General features: G+C 71.4%; 13 protein-coding genes. 9 read left to right on the forward strand and 4 right to left on the reverse strand.

Annotated features, from left to right (window positions below):
- Positions 1-30: 30 nt before the first annotated feature.
- Entirely contained in the window at positions 31-540 is a 510-nt protein-coding gene (locus tag NR792_RS33790) for a peroxiredoxin family protein (RefSeq protein ID WP_375756830.1), read from the reverse strand.
- 164 nt (positions 541-704) lie between these two features.
- On the opposite strand from NR792_RS33790, the gene NR792_RS33795 reads away from it, so the two are divergent.
- The 3 genes from NR792_RS33795 to NR792_RS33805 all read left to right on the forward strand — a co-directional run bounded on the left by NR792_RS33795 (position 705) and on the right by NR792_RS33805 (position 4,212).
- Positions 705-1,838: an aminotransferase class I/II-fold pyridoxal phosphate-dependent enzyme gene (locus NR792_RS33795; protein ID WP_375756831.1), complete on the forward strand. Its 1,134-nt coding sequence runs from the start codon at positions 705-707 to the stop codon at positions 1,836-1,838.
- A gap of 160 nt (positions 1,839-1,998) precedes the next feature.
- Positions 1,999-2,883, forward strand: a complete 885-nt coding sequence (locus tag NR792_RS33800; RefSeq protein ID WP_375756832.1) for a hypothetical protein — start codon at positions 1,999-2,001, stop codon at positions 2,881-2,883.
- A 39-nt stretch (positions 2,884-2,922) separates the two neighbouring features.
- Positions 2,923-4,212 carry a hypothetical protein gene (locus NR792_RS33805; protein WP_375756833.1) on the forward strand — a complete coding sequence of 430 codons (1,290 nt, stop codon included), beginning with the start codon at positions 2,923-2,925 and terminating at the stop codon, positions 4,210-4,212.
- A gap of 24 nt (positions 4,213-4,236) precedes the next feature.
- Here the strand turns inward: NR792_RS33805 and NR792_RS33810 are convergent, their stop codons facing one another.
- Entirely contained in the window at positions 4,237-5,304 is a 1,068-nt protein-coding gene (locus NR792_RS33810) for a hypothetical protein (protein WP_375756834.1), read from the reverse strand.
- 383 nt (positions 5,305-5,687) lie between these two features.
- Between NR792_RS33810 and NR792_RS33815 the strand changes: the two genes are divergently transcribed.
- Together NR792_RS33815 and NR792_RS33820 are read left to right on the forward strand one after the other, a co-directional pair.
- The gene (locus tag NR792_RS33815) at positions 5,688-6,428 is read left to right on the forward strand and encodes a PP2C family protein-serine/threonine phosphatase (RefSeq protein WP_375756835.1); all 741 of its coding nucleotides are present in this window, start codon (positions 5,688-5,690) and stop codon (positions 6,426-6,428) included.
- A 200-nt stretch (positions 6,429-6,628) separates the two neighbouring features.
- Positions 6,629-8,449, forward strand: coding sequence for a methyl-accepting chemotaxis protein (locus NR792_RS33820; protein ID WP_375756836.1), 1,821 nt, complete (start codon positions 6,629-6,631; stop codon positions 8,447-8,449).
- Between the two features lie 16 nt (positions 8,450-8,465).
- Here the strand turns inward: NR792_RS33820 and NR792_RS33825 are convergent, their stop codons facing one another.
- On the reverse strand, positions 8,466-9,230 hold the full coding sequence (locus tag NR792_RS33825) for an SDR family NAD(P)-dependent oxidoreductase (protein ID WP_375756837.1): 765 nt from the start codon (positions 9,228-9,230) through the stop codon (positions 8,466-8,468).
- A gap of 117 nt (positions 9,231-9,347) precedes the next feature.
- Here NR792_RS33825 and NR792_RS33830 point away from each other — a divergent pair, with 117 nt between their 5' ends.
- The 3 genes from NR792_RS33830 (at position 9,348) to NR792_RS33840 (ending at position 12,688) form a co-directional block, all read left to right on the forward strand.
- Entirely contained in the window at positions 9,348-10,352 is a 1,005-nt protein-coding gene (locus NR792_RS33830) for a DUF1028 domain-containing protein (protein ID WP_375756838.1), read from the forward strand.
- Between the two features lie 100 nt (positions 10,353-10,452).
- Positions 10,453-11,457 (forward strand): DUF1028 domain-containing protein, encoded by a 1,005-nt coding sequence (locus NR792_RS33835; RefSeq protein WP_375756839.1) that lies wholly within the window; start codon positions 10,453-10,455, stop codon positions 11,455-11,457.
- A gap of 49 nt (positions 11,458-11,506) precedes the next feature.
- A complete protein-coding gene (locus tag NR792_RS33840) occupies positions 11,507-12,688 on the forward strand; it encodes an acyl-CoA dehydrogenase family protein (RefSeq protein ID WP_375756840.1) in 1,182 nt (393 codons plus the stop codon).
- A 72-nt stretch (positions 12,689-12,760) separates the two neighbouring features.
- Here the strand turns inward: NR792_RS33840 and NR792_RS33845 are convergent, their stop codons facing one another.
- Positions 12,761-13,642 (reverse strand): DUF2058 family protein, encoded by an 882-nt coding sequence (locus NR792_RS33845; RefSeq protein WP_375756841.1) that lies wholly within the window; start codon positions 13,640-13,642, stop codon positions 12,761-12,763.
- Between the two features lie 106 nt (positions 13,643-13,748).
- Here NR792_RS33845 and NR792_RS33850 point away from each other — a divergent pair, with 106 nt between their 5' ends.
- The gene (locus NR792_RS33850; RefSeq protein WP_375756842.1) at positions 13,749-14,792 is read left to right on the forward strand and encodes a hypothetical protein; all 1,044 of its coding nucleotides are present in this window, start codon (positions 13,749-13,751) and stop codon (positions 14,790-14,792) included.
- The last annotated feature ends 45 nt before the right edge of the window (positions 14,793-14,837 follow it).

Consider the following 14,837-nt stretch of genomic DNA (forward strand, 5'->3'; position numbering starts at 1 on the left):
CTCTCCAGGGAAGGGGTGGGAGGCCGGGCGCTAGGGATTGGAGGCCGCGGCCTGGTCTTCCTGCTCGCGGGACACTTCTCCATGGAGCGCGGGCGGCTCCTGGCCGGGCAGCTTCTTGAGCTCCGCGCGCATGCGGCGCAGGGCGTCCTTGCCGCCAATGCGGTTCTTCAGCCGGCCATCCGTGCCGAAGAGGAGGAAGGCGGGGTGCTTGTCCACGCCGTAGGCCTTGGCCATGGAGCCGTCATCCATGGCGATGGGGTAGCGCAGGCCGTGCTCGCGCGCGAAGCCCTCCACCTTGTTGGTGTCCCGCAGCTCCGTCTCGGAGTGGGTGACGTCCACGCCAATGACCTTCAGGCCCTTGGGTCCATAGTCGACAATCCACTGGTTCACGGCTTCGAACTGCGCGGCGCAGTCCTCACAATCCATGGTCCAGAAGTGCAGGAGGACGGGCAGTCCATCGAGCTCCGAGACGTGGACGGGGGCATTCACCCACCCGCCATCCGGGTCCAGGAGCGTGAGCGGGATTTTCGTCGAGGCCATGCGGGCTCCCTATGGGAAGTGGAAAGCGCTTCAGCGGGACGTGACTCAAGCTATGCATGCGTCACCGGCTGCTCCCGGCGGCGCGCCCGTCCGCTCGCCTGTCCGGCAAGAGGTGGTGGCCCGCTCCACCTCCCGGTGGGCAGGCAGGCGGCATGGAGGACGTGATGCGCATCCCCGACTTCGAGCTGGAGCGGTACTTCGCGCGCTGGGAGTTCGCCGCGCCCTACCTGCTGTGCGCCTCCGACGTGGAGGGCTGGCGCATGGCGGACCTGCTGGCGCTCGCGTCGCCGGAGGACCGGGCCCGCTGGGACGGGTTGACGCTCGGCTACACGGAGACGGCCGGCCTGCCCGCGCTGCGCGAGGCCATCTCCGGGATGTACCCGGGCCTGTGCTCCGAGGACGTCCTCACCTTCGCGGGCGCGCAGGAGGCCCTGTTCGTCACGATGAACGTCCTGCTGGGCCCCGGCACGCACGCCGTCGCCACCTGGCCGGGCTACCAGTCGCTGTACGAGGTGGGGCGCGCCACCGGCGCGGACGTGACGCTGCTGCCCTTGCGCGAGGAGGACGGCTGGGCCCTGGACCTGGACGCGCTCATCGCGGCGCTGCGCCCCGACACGCGCATGGTCGTGGTGAACTTCCCGCACAACCCCACGGGCTCGCTGCCGGACCGCGCCACCTTCCAGAAGCTGTGCGCGCTGTGCGAAGCGCGCGGCATCCACCTCTTCTCCGACGAGGTGTACCGCCTGCTGGAGTACGACGTGAACGACACGCTGCCGCCCGCCGCCTCCTGCTTCGCGAAGGGCGTGAGCCTGGGCGTGATGTCCAAGGCGTTCGGCCTGGCGGGGCTGCGCGTGGGCTGGCTCGCGACCCGGGACGTGGAGCTGCTGGCGCGCTGCCGCGCCTTCAAGGACTACACCTCGCTCTGCAACAGCGCTCCCAGCGAGCTGCTGTCCCTCATTGCCCTGCGCGCCCGCGACCGCGTGCTGGAGCGCAGCCGCGGCCTGCTCACCACGAACCTGGCGCTGCTGGATGCCTTCTTCGCGCGCCACGCGGACACCTTCCACTGGGTGCGTCCGCGCGCCGGCAGCGTGGCCTTCCCCCGTCTGCTGCGAAACATTCCGGTGGCTCGTTTCACTGAGTCACTGATTACCCGTGAGGGTGTCTTGTTGTTGCCGGGAGACGTGTATGGCTTTCCCGGCAATCACTTCCGGTTGGGGTTGGGACGCGCCAACCTGCCAGAAGCACTTGAGCGCCTGGAACGCTTTGTACGAGAGGGCGGTCTGGACGCGCTGGGGTGACGCCGGCAGCCAGCGCGATGCGTCAGGGTTTCCACTGACGACTGGACTTTCGGGTTGTCGCATTCACGTGAAACACCCCCTAGAGTGGTTGTCCCCTCGCCCGGCCTGGGGCCGTGCGGAAGCCCTCTCATCCCCCTGAGAGGCCAGGAGACACACCCCGATGAAGATGCTGATTGGCGCGGCCGTGACCGCCGCGACGCTGCTGGTGGGTACCGAGGCCGCCGCGACGAACTACACGCTGTGGATCCACGGCCGGAACGGAAACAAGACGCAGGCCGGCAACTACAACGACTTCAGCTACTGGGGGCCGTCCACCACCGCGGCGGGCGTGAACAAGAAGGCGGTCAACTGGAACGGCACGCAGCGCGTGGGCGCGGAGAACTACCGCATCCGCAACGCGCTGGACTGCTTCTGCACGGGCGGCAACTCCTGCTACATCGCCGCGCACAGCGCCGGTGACCTGCAGATCGGCTACGCGCTGGCGATGTACGGCGGGAGCACGCGAAATGTGAAGAACGCCACGCCCAACGCCAGCGGCGAATGCGGCAACGTGGGCACGTCCACGCAGACGGGCTGGAACATCAAGTGGGTGGCGGTGGCGTCTGGCGCGGGCGGCGGCAGCGAGCTGGCGGACCACGGCGACTGGGCGATGAGCGAGCCCCTGGTGAGCGACCTGGTCACCACCACGGCGCGCGCCATGTACAACCACAACACCACGCGCAACGTGTGGTTCTACATGTTCGCCGGCTCCAAGGGCACGGCGTACTCCGGCATCCTCCCGGGCCAGGACGACGAGGCGGTGGCCTACCACTCCACGGGCGGAGTGTCCGGCAGCGGCAACGGGTCCTACTGCAACCCGGGCGACTGGTTCTGCGGCGGCACGCTCAACACGGGCACGGCCGCTTGCAGCGACGGCCGGGCGAAGTGGAGCTACCACTCCGTGGCCCTGCGCGACGACGGTGAGTCGTACAACCACTACGCCAACGGCAACTGGGGAGGCATCGTCGCGAAGGTGCGCGAGTACATGGTCACGTACGCGTACTAGAATGACGGCTTCCCCCGCCCCCTCCGGCGAAGCCCGCTCATGACACGTCACGACGGCCCGGTCTCTTCCGCCTCCCGGCTGCGCCACGGCCGGTGGTTGCTTGCCCTCGTGCCCCTGGTGCTCGTGGGCGGGGTGTTCTTCTGGTGGCAGGGAAGTGAAGGGGCCGAAGCGCCGGAGGGCGCACCCGGGTCCGCCTCCGCCCCGGTGTCCGACCCACGCGAGGTGGCGCGGGCACCGGCGGAGCGCGACGCGGCCATGGCGGCGGCCGAGCCCGCCGCGCCGTCACTGCTCAGCCCGGAGGCCCGTGAGCGCGAGGCCCGCCGCGAGCTGTGGCAGAAGCGGCTGGAGCGCGCGAAGCGCTCGTTGGAGTCCTACGTGGCGGCCACGCGCTATCCGCCCGAGTCGCGGCCCAGCCGCGAGCATCCGGACCAGATGGAGCTGGCGGAGCCGGAGCGCACGCGGCCCCTGAGTCCGAAGGCCGCGGAGGACGGCACCTCCGACGTGCAGCTGCGGCTCAAGCAGGACAAGGTGTTCGTCGTCGGTGAGGAGACCGTGCTCTTCACCGTGGCGTGCGAGGACTCGCGCCGCACGCCGCGCCCGTGCGAGGTGGTGTCCGCGCTGGCGCACGAGGCGGACCACCTGGTGGGCGCCGGCGGTGTGCCGGGCGTGCCGGTGGTCTTCTCGGACGCGGGGCAGGGCGGCGACGCGGTGGCGGGTGACGGGATGCTCACCGGGCGCTTCCAGCCGTCGAAGCAGGGCTTCGCGATGTTCTCCGGCACGCTGCGCGTGGACGTGCGCGTGCGCTCGGGTTCGCTGGAGGACTCGGCGTTCTTCGACGTGCTCTACACGCCCGCGCCGCCGGCCACGTTCACCCGCAAGGTGCGCGAGGTGGTGGAGGCGGGGTCGCTGGATTTGTACCTGTCCGTCCAGGTCCGCAAGGCGGGGCGGTACGTGGTGTCCGGCCGGCTGGATGACGAGGGCGGCGTGCCGTTCGCGTCGGTGTCGTTCAACGAGGAGCTGCAGGAGGGCGCGCAGGAGGTGAAGCTCAACGTCTTCGGCAAGCTCATCCGCGACGAGGCGCCCACGTTCCCGCTGACCCTGCGCGACGTGGAGGGCTTCCTGCTCAAGGAGATGGGGGACCCGGACCGCGAGCTGATGGTCACGCTGCGCGGGCCCGTGCACACCACGCGCGAGTACTCGCTCCAGCAGTTCTCCGACGCGGAGTGGAGGAGCCCGGAGCGCGACCGCTACACGAACGAGCTGGAGAAGGACGTCATGGAGGCGCAGAAGCAGCTCGACGCCGCGCTCTCGGACAAGCCCGCGCCCTGAGCGTCACCGAGCCCGGCCGCGGGCTCAGGACTCGAGCGGCGGCGGAGGCGGCGTGTGGGCCGCGTCGACCTCCACGAGGTCGGCGTCCTGCACGTCGTCGATGTCCATGAAGTCGTCCGCGGTCGTGACGGTGGACTCGGCCTCCACGTCGGGGGCCACCACGATGCTGGGCTCCGGTTGGGGAGCGGGCGCCTCGCGCCTCGCGGCCGGGGCTTCCACTCCGGCGGCTCCGCCCGTCGCGCGGGCCTCCGCGTACGCGGCGGCGTAGGCGGCCTCGGCCTGCACGGCCTCCATCGTGAAGTCGTCCGCGTCCGCGAGGAAGTCCCCCGCCGACGCGAGGCCCGGCGCCGCTTCCTGGGACAGCTCCAGTCCGCCGTCCTCCAGCGTGGCCAGGAACCCGTCCGGGTCGTCCAGCGTCCCGGACGCCTCGCTGGACGCCTCCAGGTCGGACGCCTCCGCCGCGTCCTGCGTGCCCAGGTCGTCGCTCAGCGCGCTCAGCTCCTCGTCGCTCAGGCTGGACAGGTCGCCGGACTCCAGGAGGAAGAGCAGGTCCTCCGCCTCCTGCGCGGAGACGGTGCGGGGCATGGTGTCCAGGTTCTGGAGCTCCCACGCGGCCGCGTCGGGCGACAGGATGTCGGAAGGGTCCATCGAGGGATCCGCCGGCGGGGCTTCCGCGCGGCGCTCCGCCTGCTGGAAGTGGCGCGCCTGCAGCATCGGCGTGGACGTCTGCGGCGTGCCCAGCCGCTGCGCGTAGGCGGGCCCGGCCGCCTCGAAGGTGCTCTCGCCCGCGAAGGTGCGCAGGTGGGGATTCTCCAGGAGCGCGGCCCGGGGCTCCGGGGCCTCCAGGCCCGCCGCGCGCCCCCGCGCCTCCGAGGGCGCGTCCGGCGTCAGCCCCAGGTCCGCGAGCAGCGCCCCGGCCAGGTCGCCGTCGGCGTCCGCCTGGAAGTCGCTGTCGTCGGAGAAGCCCCGCCGCACCGGCTCCACCGGCGTCATGGGCTCCTGCTTCACCGGGGCGGTGACCTCCAGCTCGGAGGAGATGGACCAGGCCCGGGACGTCGAGATGCCAGAACCCACGCGGCGGATGGAGGTCATGGTTCTCCTCGGGTGATGGCCCGCGAGTCGGGCGGCTCTTGCATTGTCCGCCGGTCCCGGCGGGAGTTGCTAGGGGGACCCGCGCGATCCCCAACGGACGCGAGGCCCGATATCCTACCGGCGCCCATGACTTCCTTCCTTGCTCCACGTCTGGCTCCCGGCCCCGGCCTCCGGGGTGTCCCGCCCGTTGAAAAGTCATGGCGGCACGGGGCGGGGATGACCGCAACGTCGGTCGGCGGACAGGGGAGCGAGGGCGCGCGGAGGGAGTTCGCACCCGGGCGTTCTTCAGGGGCGAGAACCCCGTGGGGGCGCCCCAGGGAGGAAGCGACCGGGCCGTTGGCCTCCCGTTTGCTGTCCGGGAGCCCAGCCAGGAGGCGGTGGTGATGAGATTCGAGAGCGCGGGGCAGACCCACATCGGGCGCCGGCCGCACAATGAAGATGCGTACTGCGTGCTGCCCGAACGGGGGCTGTTCGTGGTGGCGGACGGGTTGGGAGGGCAGGAGGGCGGGGAGGTCGCCAGCCAGTGCGTGGTGGACACCTTCGCGGGCTTCAGCGACAGGCTGGACCGCGACCGCGACGGCACCTGGCCGGACGCCGTGGACCCGGCCAGGAGCCGCGAGGAGAACTACCTGGCCGCGTGCACCGCGCTCGCCCAGCGCACCCTGCGCGTGCGCCGCGTGGGCAAGCTCAAGGAGATGGCCTCCACGGTGGTGGCGCTCGCGGTGGGAGAGCGCTGGGCGGCGGTGGCCCACGTGGGCGACAGCCGCCTGTACCGGCTGCGCGAGGGCCGCCTGGAGTCGCTCACGCGCGACCACTCGCTCATCGAGGAGCTGCGCGCGGCCGGGCGCGAGCCGCCTGGCAACCCGGCCAACCTGCGCCATCTCATCACCCGCGCGCTGGGCACGGAGAACGCGGAGCCCACCCTGCAGCGGCTGGAGACGCAGCCCGGGGACGTCTTCCTCCTGTGCTCGGACGGGCTGTATGAGCCGCTGGGACCGGAGGTGCTGCAGGAGCAGCTGCGCGCGCCCTCCGCCCAGGCCGCGTGTGACGCGCTCGTCTCCGCCGCGTACGAGGCCGGCGGCCGCGACAACATCACCGCCGTGGTGCTGCGCGTGGCGGTCTAGCGCCTCCCCGCCGTGTCACCCGCTGGGAGTGCGGGCCCATGAACCCCTCAGGTCGGTCCTGACCGCCGACCCGACGCGATGGGTCCGGCCGGACGGAGGGGGAGTCACCCGACACAGGGACTTCAATCCTTCATCATTTCCAGGTTAATCTGGGGACTCCCCCTCGCGTCCCCCTCCCCTCGTCCGAGCACCCGTTGCGTATGACGCTCAGTCTTGCCGCGCGCCTGACCGCGGCCCTCACCGCCGTCGTTATCGCCCTCACGCTGCTCACCGTGACGGTGATGGGGCTGTCGCTGCGCTCGCGCGTGGAGTCCGAGCTGGCCTCCGCCCTGGCGCGGGATGCGACGCGCTGGCAGGCGCTGAAGGAGCAGGAGCTGCGGGTCCTGGCGGAGCTGGGGCACGTGGCGGTGGCCAACCCCGCGTTCACGCGGGCCTTCTCCCACGAGCGCTCGGAGGCGGCCGCCCTGCTGAACGAGCAGCGCGCGGTGCTGGGCGTGGACCTGCTGGTGCTGGTGGGCGTGGACGGGACGGTGATCGCGTCCACGGGCGGGCAGGACCTGCCGGGCCTTCCGAAGGTGGTGCGCCAGCAGGGGCAGGTGCTGCTGCCGGCCACGGGCGCGCCCCTGTTCGCGGTGGCGCAGCCGGTCCAGGTCAACGGCGCGCCGGTGGGCTTCCTGGTGGTGGGGGCGGAGCTGGGCGCGGAGGAGCTGAAGCGGCTGGGCGCGGGGAGCGAGCACCTGGAGTCGCTGCTGCACGTGGGGCCCCGGCTGGTCGCGCAGTCGCTGCACGCGGTCCAGGCGCCCGCGCTGCTGGGGGCGAGCCAGGGCGCGACGGACGGCGCCGAGGTGGACGTGGGCGGCACGTCGCTGCACGTGTCGCGGGTGCAGGTGGGGGAGGGGCTGGAGCTGGTGCTGGCGCGCGGTGCCCAGGCGGAGTGGGCGCGGATGCGGACCACGCTGATGGGGGTGCTGGGGCTGGGGCTGCTCGTGGCGCTGCTGGCGGGCGGGGGCGTCTTCCTGCTGGTGCGGCGGATGATGGCGCCGCTGGGCGCGCTGACCGCGGCGGCGGCGCGGGTGGTGGCCGAGGGCGACTTCAGCGGCACGCTGGACATCCACTCGCATGACGAGATTGGCCAGCTGGCCACGTCCTTCCGGGAGATGATGGCGCGGCTGCGCGCGGTGCTGCTGGCGCTGAAGAACTCCGCGCAGGAGCTGGAGGCGACGGCGCTGGAGCTGGCGAACTCCGCGTCGGACCAGAACCTCGCGGTGACGCGGCAGGCGGCGGCGCTGCACCAGACGCAGATCGCCGCGCGGCAGCTGCAGGAGAGCTCGCGGGCGGCGGCGCAGCGGGCGACGGGCGTGCTGCGCGAGGCGGAGAAGGCGGGCGCGGTGGGGCAGGCGGGCGAGTCCGCGGTGGCGGGCAGCGTGGGCGGGCTCACGCACATCCGTTCGCAGGTGGAGCGCATCTCCACCACGGTGTCGGAGCTGCGGCAGCGCACGCGGCAGGTGGGCGACATCACCGGCACGGTGAAGGACCTGGCGGACCAGTCCAACGTGCTGGCGCTGAACGCGGCCATCGAGGCGGCGCGCAGCGGTGAAGCGGGCCGGGCGTTCGCGGTGGTGGCCCGGCAGATGCGGTCGCTGGCGGACCAGTCCGCGACGGCCACGGCGCGCGTGCAGTCCATCCTGGGCGACATCGGCCGCGCCATCTCCGAGGCGGTGCAGACGAGCGAGGGCGGCACGCGCGAGGTGGAGGGCGGCCTGGACCAGGCGCGCGCGGCGGGTGAGAGCCTGCGCGCGCTGGCCGCGGTCATCCAGAACAACAGCGTGTCCGTGAAGAGCATCGCGGACATGGTGAGCCAGCAGGACGCGGGCATCGCGGAGCTGTTCGCCGCGCTGAGCGACCTGACGCGGCTGGCGGACGAGACGGTGGAGCGCGTGGCCACCAGCGCCGTGGCCGCCGCGCGCCTCACCACCGCGTCCCACGAGGTCAGCAACATCGTGGAGCAGTACCGCCTGTGACGGCGGGTGCCCGCCGCTACGCCGCCTCGCCGCCGTCGATGGCGTAGGCCGCGCCGGTGATGGGGGCCGCCGCCTCCGACGCGAGGAAGAGGCACATCGCGGCCACCTCCTCCGGCTGGATGATGCGGCCCATGGCGCTCATCCCGGCCAGGGCCTCGCGGGCCTGCTCCTCGCTGCGGCCCGTCGTCTTCGTGATGGCGGCCGTCGCGCCCGCGAACATGTCCGTCTCCACCCAGCCCGGGTTCACGATGTTCACGGTGACGTTCTTGCGCGCGTACTCCACCGACAGCGCGCGCGTCAGCCCCAGCAGCGCGTGCTTGGACGCGCAGTACGCGGACGTGTACTTCGCCCCGCGCGTCGCGGTGATGGAGCCGATGTTGATGACCCGCCCGCCGCCCGCGGAGGCCATGGCGGGCATCAGCTCGCGGCACAGGACGAACGGCGCCGTCACGTTCACCGCCATCACCTTGGCCAGGTCCGCCGTGGACGTCTTCGTCAGCGGCGCGGACACGGTGATGCCCGCGTTGTTCACCAGCACCCGGGGCGTCCCCGCCGCCAGGACGGTCTTGCACGCCGCGAGCAGCGCGGACTCGTCCGCCACGTCCACCGTGAGCGTGCGGATGCGCTCGCCGCCCTCCTTGCGCAGCGCCTCCAGCGACTCCGCGGAGCGCGCCAGCGCCCAGACGTCATAGCCCTCGCGCGCGAACGCCAGGGACACCGCGCGGCCAATGCCCCGGCTGGCGCCCGTCACCACCACGCTCTTCGTCGTCTCGTTTGCCATGGCCCCACAGCATAGGGCGCAGCGTGTGATTCGTACGGACGGTGCACGACGAAATGCATCATTTGCGCTGCCGGGGGCTCTTCAAGACACCCACCACTGCATCGGAGTCCCCTGCATATGAAGACCTTCAAGCGCGGCTTGCTGGCCGCCTCATGCCTGATGTTCGCGTCCACGTCCGCACTGGCCGCGGCCCCCACGGGCAAGGCGAACCCGCGTCTCATGGGCACGCGCGCCATCGTCGCGTGCGACGCCGTGGAGAAGTCCTGCGGCGTGGCCAGCATCTCCTTCCCCGCGGGCATCAGCGGCCTGGTGCCGTACGGCCGCCCGGACGTGGCCATCGCCACCATGTTCTACCCGTCGGTGGATGACGCCGAGGCGGTCCTCGCGCGCGTCGACGCGGGCAACACGGCCCAGCAGGCCGTCGACTACGTGTTCTCCGTGGATCCGTACGCGGACTACCGCCAGCTCGCCGTGGTGAAGCTCAACCCCAATGGCACCATCACCGTGGGCCAGCAGACCGGCGCGCAGAACGCCCCGCAGCGCTGCGCGGTGAAGGGCGCCACCTTCGTGGTGCAGGCCAACAACCAGACCACCGCCACCATCTGCGCCGCCATGGCGACGGGCTTCCAGACGGCGAAGGGCAGCCTGCCGCAGCGGCTGCTCGCGTCGCTCAAGGCGGGGGCCGCCGTGGGCCGGGACAACAACGGCGAGCGCTCCGGCGTCATCCGCGTCTGGACCTCGGAGAACGAGTCGACCTTCTACACGAAGGTGCTCGCGGACGCCGTCGTGCACACCAGCCGGACCGCGCTGAAGGACCTGGAGGTGGAGATGAACCGCTACCAGGCAGGCATCGCCGCGCCGTACGCGTCGGACCTCATCCCGCTCGACGCGGAGACGGCGAAGGTCGTGAAGACCGCGCTGTCCAGGGCCGGGTTCTACACCGGTGTCGTGGACGGGACCTGGGACACCGCCGCCGAGCAGGCGCTGGATGCCTTCAACTGGAACACGCTCTTCTTCCTCAAGCCCACCGTGGTGGTGAACGGCCAGCGGAAGATTGACGGTCCGCTGGTCAACTACCTGCGCGACGCGGATCCGAAGGCGTTCCGTCACGGCGCGGAGTAATGCACCGACCCCCCGGGCGGACGATGCCTGGCGGAATGCATCGTCCGCGCTCCAGGGGGGCTCTTCCAGACATCACTCACTGCATCGGAGTCCCCTGCACATGAAGACCTTCCCTCGTGGCCTGCTGGCCGTCTCCTGTCTGATGTTCATGTCCACATCCGCCATGGCCGCTGCCCCCACGGACAAGGTCAACCCGCGTCTCATGGGCACGCGCGCCATCGTCGCGTGCGACGCCGTGGAGAAGTCCTGTGGCGTGGCCAGCCTCTCGTTCCCCGCGGGCATCAGCGGCCTGGTGCCCTATGGCCGTCCGGACGTGGCGGTGGCCTCCATGTTCTACCCGTCGGTGGATGACGCCGAGGCGATCCTCGCCCGCACCGACGCGGGCGACACGGCCCAGGCCGCCGTCGATTATGTGTTCACCGTGGACCCGTACGCGGACTACCGCCAGCTCGCCGCGGTGAAGCTCAATCCCGACGGCACCATCACCGTGGGCCAGCAGACCGGCGCGGAGAGCCCCTCGCATCGCTGCGCCGTGAAGGGCGCCACCTTCGTGGTGCAGGCCAACAACCAGACCACCTCCTCCATCTGTGACGCGATGGCGACGGGCTTCCAGCAGGCGAAGGGCAGCCTGCCGCAGCGGCTGCTCGCGTCGCTCAAGGCGGGGGCCAGGGTGGGCGGCGACAACAACGGCGAGCGCTCCGGCGTCATCCGCGTCTGGAGCTCCGAGAACGAGGCGGTCTTCTACACGAAGGTGCTCGCGGACGCCGTCGTGCACAGCAGCCGGAACGCGCTGCGCGAGCTGGACGTGGAGATGAACCGCTACCAGGCGGGCGTCGCGGCGCCGTACGCGTCGGACCTCGTCTCCCTGGACAAGGAGACGGCGAAGGTCGTGAAGCGCGTGCTGCACAAGCTTGGGTACTACCGGGGCCGCATGGATGGGACCTGGAACGACGCCGCCGAGCAGGCGCTGTATGACTTCAACTGGAACAACCTCTTCTTCCTCAAGCCCACCGTGGTGGTGGACGGTCAGCGGAAGATTGACGGTCCGCTGGTCAACTTCCTGCGTGACGCGGACCTGGAAGCGCTCGCGCCCGCGAAGCCCTGAGGCACCGGTGGTTTGACGGCTCCCGCATGGCGACGTCAAGCTCGCCGCCATGCCCCGCGCCGACATCACCGACCTGTTCCGCATCGACGACCTGCTGTCCGCCGAGGAGAAGGCCGCCCGCGACGCGGTGGCCCGCTTCGTGGACGCGGAGGTGCTGCCCATCATCGGTAAGCACTTCCGCGACGGCACCTTCCCCGCGCACCTCATCCCGGGTCTGGCGGAGCTGGGCGTGCTGGGCGCGAACCTCCAGGGCTACGGCTGCGCGGGCATGAACACCGTCAGCTACGGCCTGGTGTTGCAGGAGCTGGAGCGCGGTGACTCCGGCCTGCGCAGCTTCGCGTCCGTGCAGGGCTCGCTGTGCATGTTCCCCATCCACGCCTATGGCAGCGAGGAGCAGAAGACGCGCTTCCTGCCGGGCATGGCGAAGGGACAGCTCATCGGCTGCTTCGGCCTCACCGAGCCCGACTTCGGCTCCAACCCCGGCGGCATGCGCGCCCGTGCGCGGAAGGACGGGGACACCTGGGTGCTCAACGGCACCAAGGCCTGGATTACGAATGGCTCCATCGCGGACGTCGCGGTGGTGTGGGCGAAGACGGAGGACGGCGGCCCGGAGTCCGTGCGCGGCTTCCTGGTGGAGAAGGGGATGCCCGGCTTCAGCGCGCGGGAGATTCCCGGCAAGTTCTCCCTGCGCGCCTCGCGCACCAGCGAGCTGTCCTTCCAGGACGTGCGCGTGCCGGACCGCAACGTGCTGCCCGGCGTCGTGGGCCTCAAGGGGCCGCTGTCGTGTCTCAACAACGCGCGGGCCGGCATCGCGTTCGCGGTGACGGGCGCGGCCATCGCCTGCTTCGAGGGTGCGCGCGAATACGCGCTGGCCCGCACGCAGTTCGACGGCAAGTCCATCGCCGGCTATCAGCTCACACAGGAGAAGCTGGCGGACATGCTCCAGGAGATCGTCAAGGCGCAGCTGTTGAGCCTGCGGCTCGCGCGCCTCAAGGACGAAGGCAGGAGCAACCCCGTGATGGTGAGCCTGGCCAAGCGCAACAACGTGAAGAGCGCGCTCGACATCGCCCGCGTGGCCCGGAGCATCTACGGCGCCAACGGCATCACGGACGACTACCCGCCCGTGCGCCACATGCTCAATCTGGAGTCTGTCTTCACCTACGAGGGCACCCACGAGGTGCACACGCTGGTGCTGGGCAAGGCCATCACCGGCATCGACGCGTTCGGCTGACGCGGACGGCGGTGGAAGCCGCGCCTCCCCTCGCTCCCGGACGGGAAGGAGGGGAGGGCACGGGAAGGAACGTCAGGACTGGGGGCTGCCTTCGCCGCTCGGCTCGGGCGACGGCTCGGAGGTGGTGGCCTCGGCGGACTCGCCGCCCTCCTCGGAACCTTCCGCGGCGGCCTCGGGCTCGTCGGCGACTTCCGGCGCGGTGCCGGAGGCCTCGGCGGCCTGCTGCGCCTTGAGCTCCTCGTCGTTCATGAAGCCGACGGGGTTCTCCTTGCGGTTGAAGAAGCGCACGGCCTTGGCGGACAGCGCGTACATCTGCTCGGCCACGGCGGCGGGCACCAGCGAGTGCTCAATCTGCGCGGGCTCCGGACGCTCCACCACACCCAGCTCGCCGTCCTCCAGCTGCTTGGCCTGGGCGGGGCTCAGCTCCATGCGGCGCAGCTTTCCCTTGCGCGTCATGAAGTAGAACGCCGTCTCGCCCGCCTCCTGGGGCACCTGGGCGCCCAGCACCAGCTCGCGCAGGGCGCGGTCCAGCTCCACCTGCTTCTTGGACTCGGCGCGCTGGTAGGCCTTGGAGCCCGGCATGGGCGGCAGCTTGGGGATGGGCTTCTCCGTGGGCGTGCCCGGACGCGCGTTCGCGCCGAACCCACCCTGGGGGCCGCTCCGGAAGCCTCCGCCCTGACGCGGCGGACCGCCCGCACCGTGGCGCGGGGGACCTCCGGCGCCGCGCGGCGGACCGCCACCGCCCTCACGGCGCGGCGGACCTCCGCGGTCATCGCGGCGCGGCGGGCCTCCGGCTGTCCGATTCTCATCACGTCCCCGAGGAGCCGGCGCGCGTGGAGCGCTCCCCCGGTTGTCCTCCTGGCGCCGTGGCGCCGAGGGCGTGGAGTCGGACTTCTTGGCCTGCTCCTCGGAGACGAGGCCCGCTTTCAACAACTTGTCTCGCAGGTTCTGCATGGGTTGGGCGTTCTATCCCTTGCACGGCCGCACGCAAGCCACCGCTTGCCGCTCATGTCCCCCCCACGTAACTTGCCGCCCCCGCCGTCCTGGTCGTGGAGGTTCCGTGAGAAGTCTGACGAAGTCCGCCGCCCTCGCCCTGGTCCTGGCAGCCACCGGCTGCTCCGACCCCGTCGACAAGGCGGCCAAGGCCCGCATCTTCTCGCCGGAGGACCCGCCGAAGGTGGTGGCCTCGGCGAAGGAGAAGCTGCCGCCGGAGGACGTCGCGGACAACCCCCAGGTGTCCCGCCGCATCCTGGGCATGGACGCCGCGGAGGTGACCGAGCGGCTGGGCCCGCACTTCTTCCAGTCCACCCTCAGCTACGAGTGGGCCGGCCCCAGCGGCAACAACCCCGTGAAGCTCACGGAGACGCGCTCCTTCCGCGCGGGCCCCGGCGGCGTCAATGGCGACTTCCACGGCATCCTGGAGAACTCGCGCGACCAGGGCCTGGAGGTGATGCGCGTGAAGGGCCAGGTCTTCGCGCGCAACCGCTACGGCCCGTACCGCCAGCGCCTGCGCGACCGCGGCATGGCCGAGCGCACCCGCACGGAGCTGACGGGCGCCATCCGCGACTTCGACAGCCTCTTCCAGGGCCGCATCAAGCTCACCCCCGCGGGCACCGTCACCCACGAGGGGCGCACCGCGTGGAAGTACAACGTGTCCCTGGGCGCCCCCCAGGAGGGCGGCCCGCCGCGGAAGATGCCCGCCGCCTTCACGCCCAAGAACGCGGACGAGACGACGAAGCGCCGCGCCAACTTCTTCGCGCACCGGCTGCCCCGCTCGCTGGAGGGCGAGGTGCTGGTGGACTCGGCCACGTCCGTCGTCCTCAAGGCCCGGCTGGACGGGAGAATCGGCGTGCCCCAGGAGAAGACCCCGGAGGCCGCGGAGCTGCGCATGACGCTGGAGTCCAGCCTGACGGACATCGGCAAGGACCCCAAGCTGCAGCCGCCCCAGGACTTCCTGCCGGACGCGGACAAGCCCCAGGGCATCGCGGACGCGCTGGACCACTTCGGCATCCCGCGCACCAAGCCGGGGGACTCGCCCGCCACCCCGGGCGCCACGCCCGGCGCCGGCGCCCCCGAACCGGAAGACGAGGCCGAGGGCAACTGACGTACGTCCCACACCTCCTGACCGTTGGAAGCCCCACGGCTTCAC

It is taken from the genome of Corallococcus exercitus (genome assembly GCF_042231735.1).
Lineage (GTDB): Bacteria > Myxococcota > Myxococcia > Myxococcales > Myxococcaceae > Corallococcus > Corallococcus exercitus_B.

Excerpts from the sequence above, each read along its gene's own strand:
- NR792_RS33805 (WP_375756833.1), top strand. The coding sequence starts at position 2,923 with ATGACACGTCACGACGGCCCGGTCTCTTCCGCCTCCCGGCTGCGCCAC.
- NR792_RS33835 (WP_375756839.1), top strand. The coding sequence starts at position 10,453 with ATGAAGACCTTCCCTCGTGGCCTGCTGGCCGTCTCCTGTCTGATGTTC.
- NR792_RS33815 (WP_375756835.1), top strand. The coding sequence starts at position 5,688 with ATGAGATTCGAGAGCGCGGGGCAGACCCACATCGGGCGCCGGCCGCAC.
- NR792_RS33820 (WP_375756836.1), top strand. The coding sequence starts at position 6,629 with ATGACGCTCAGTCTTGCCGCGCGCCTGACCGCGGCCCTCACCGCCGTC.
- NR792_RS33830 (WP_375756838.1), top strand. The coding sequence starts at position 9,348 with ATGAAGACCTTCAAGCGCGGCTTGCTGGCCGCCTCATGCCTGATGTTC.
- NR792_RS33840 (WP_375756840.1), top strand. The coding sequence starts at position 11,507 with ATGCCCCGCGCCGACATCACCGACCTGTTCCGCATCGACGACCTGCTG.
- NR792_RS33810 (WP_375756834.1), bottom strand. The coding sequence starts at position 5,304 with ATGACCTCCATCCGCCGCGTGGGTTCTGGCATCTCGACGTCCCGGGCC.
- NR792_RS33845 (WP_375756841.1), bottom strand. The coding sequence starts at position 13,642 with ATGCAGAACCTGCGAGACAAGTTGTTGAAAGCGGGCCTCGTCTCCGAG.
- NR792_RS33795 (WP_375756831.1), top strand. The coding sequence starts at position 705 with ATGCGCATCCCCGACTTCGAGCTGGAGCGGTACTTCGCGCGCTGGGAG.
- NR792_RS33790 (WP_375756830.1), bottom strand. The coding sequence starts at position 540 with ATGGCCTCGACGAAAATCCCGCTCACGCTCCTGGACCCGGATGGCGGG.
- NR792_RS33825 (WP_375756837.1), bottom strand. The coding sequence starts at position 9,230 with ATGGCAAACGAGACGACGAAGAGCGTGGTGGTGACGGGCGCCAGCCGG.
- NR792_RS33800 (WP_375756832.1), top strand. The coding sequence starts at position 1,999 with ATGAAGATGCTGATTGGCGCGGCCGTGACCGCCGCGACGCTGCTGGTG.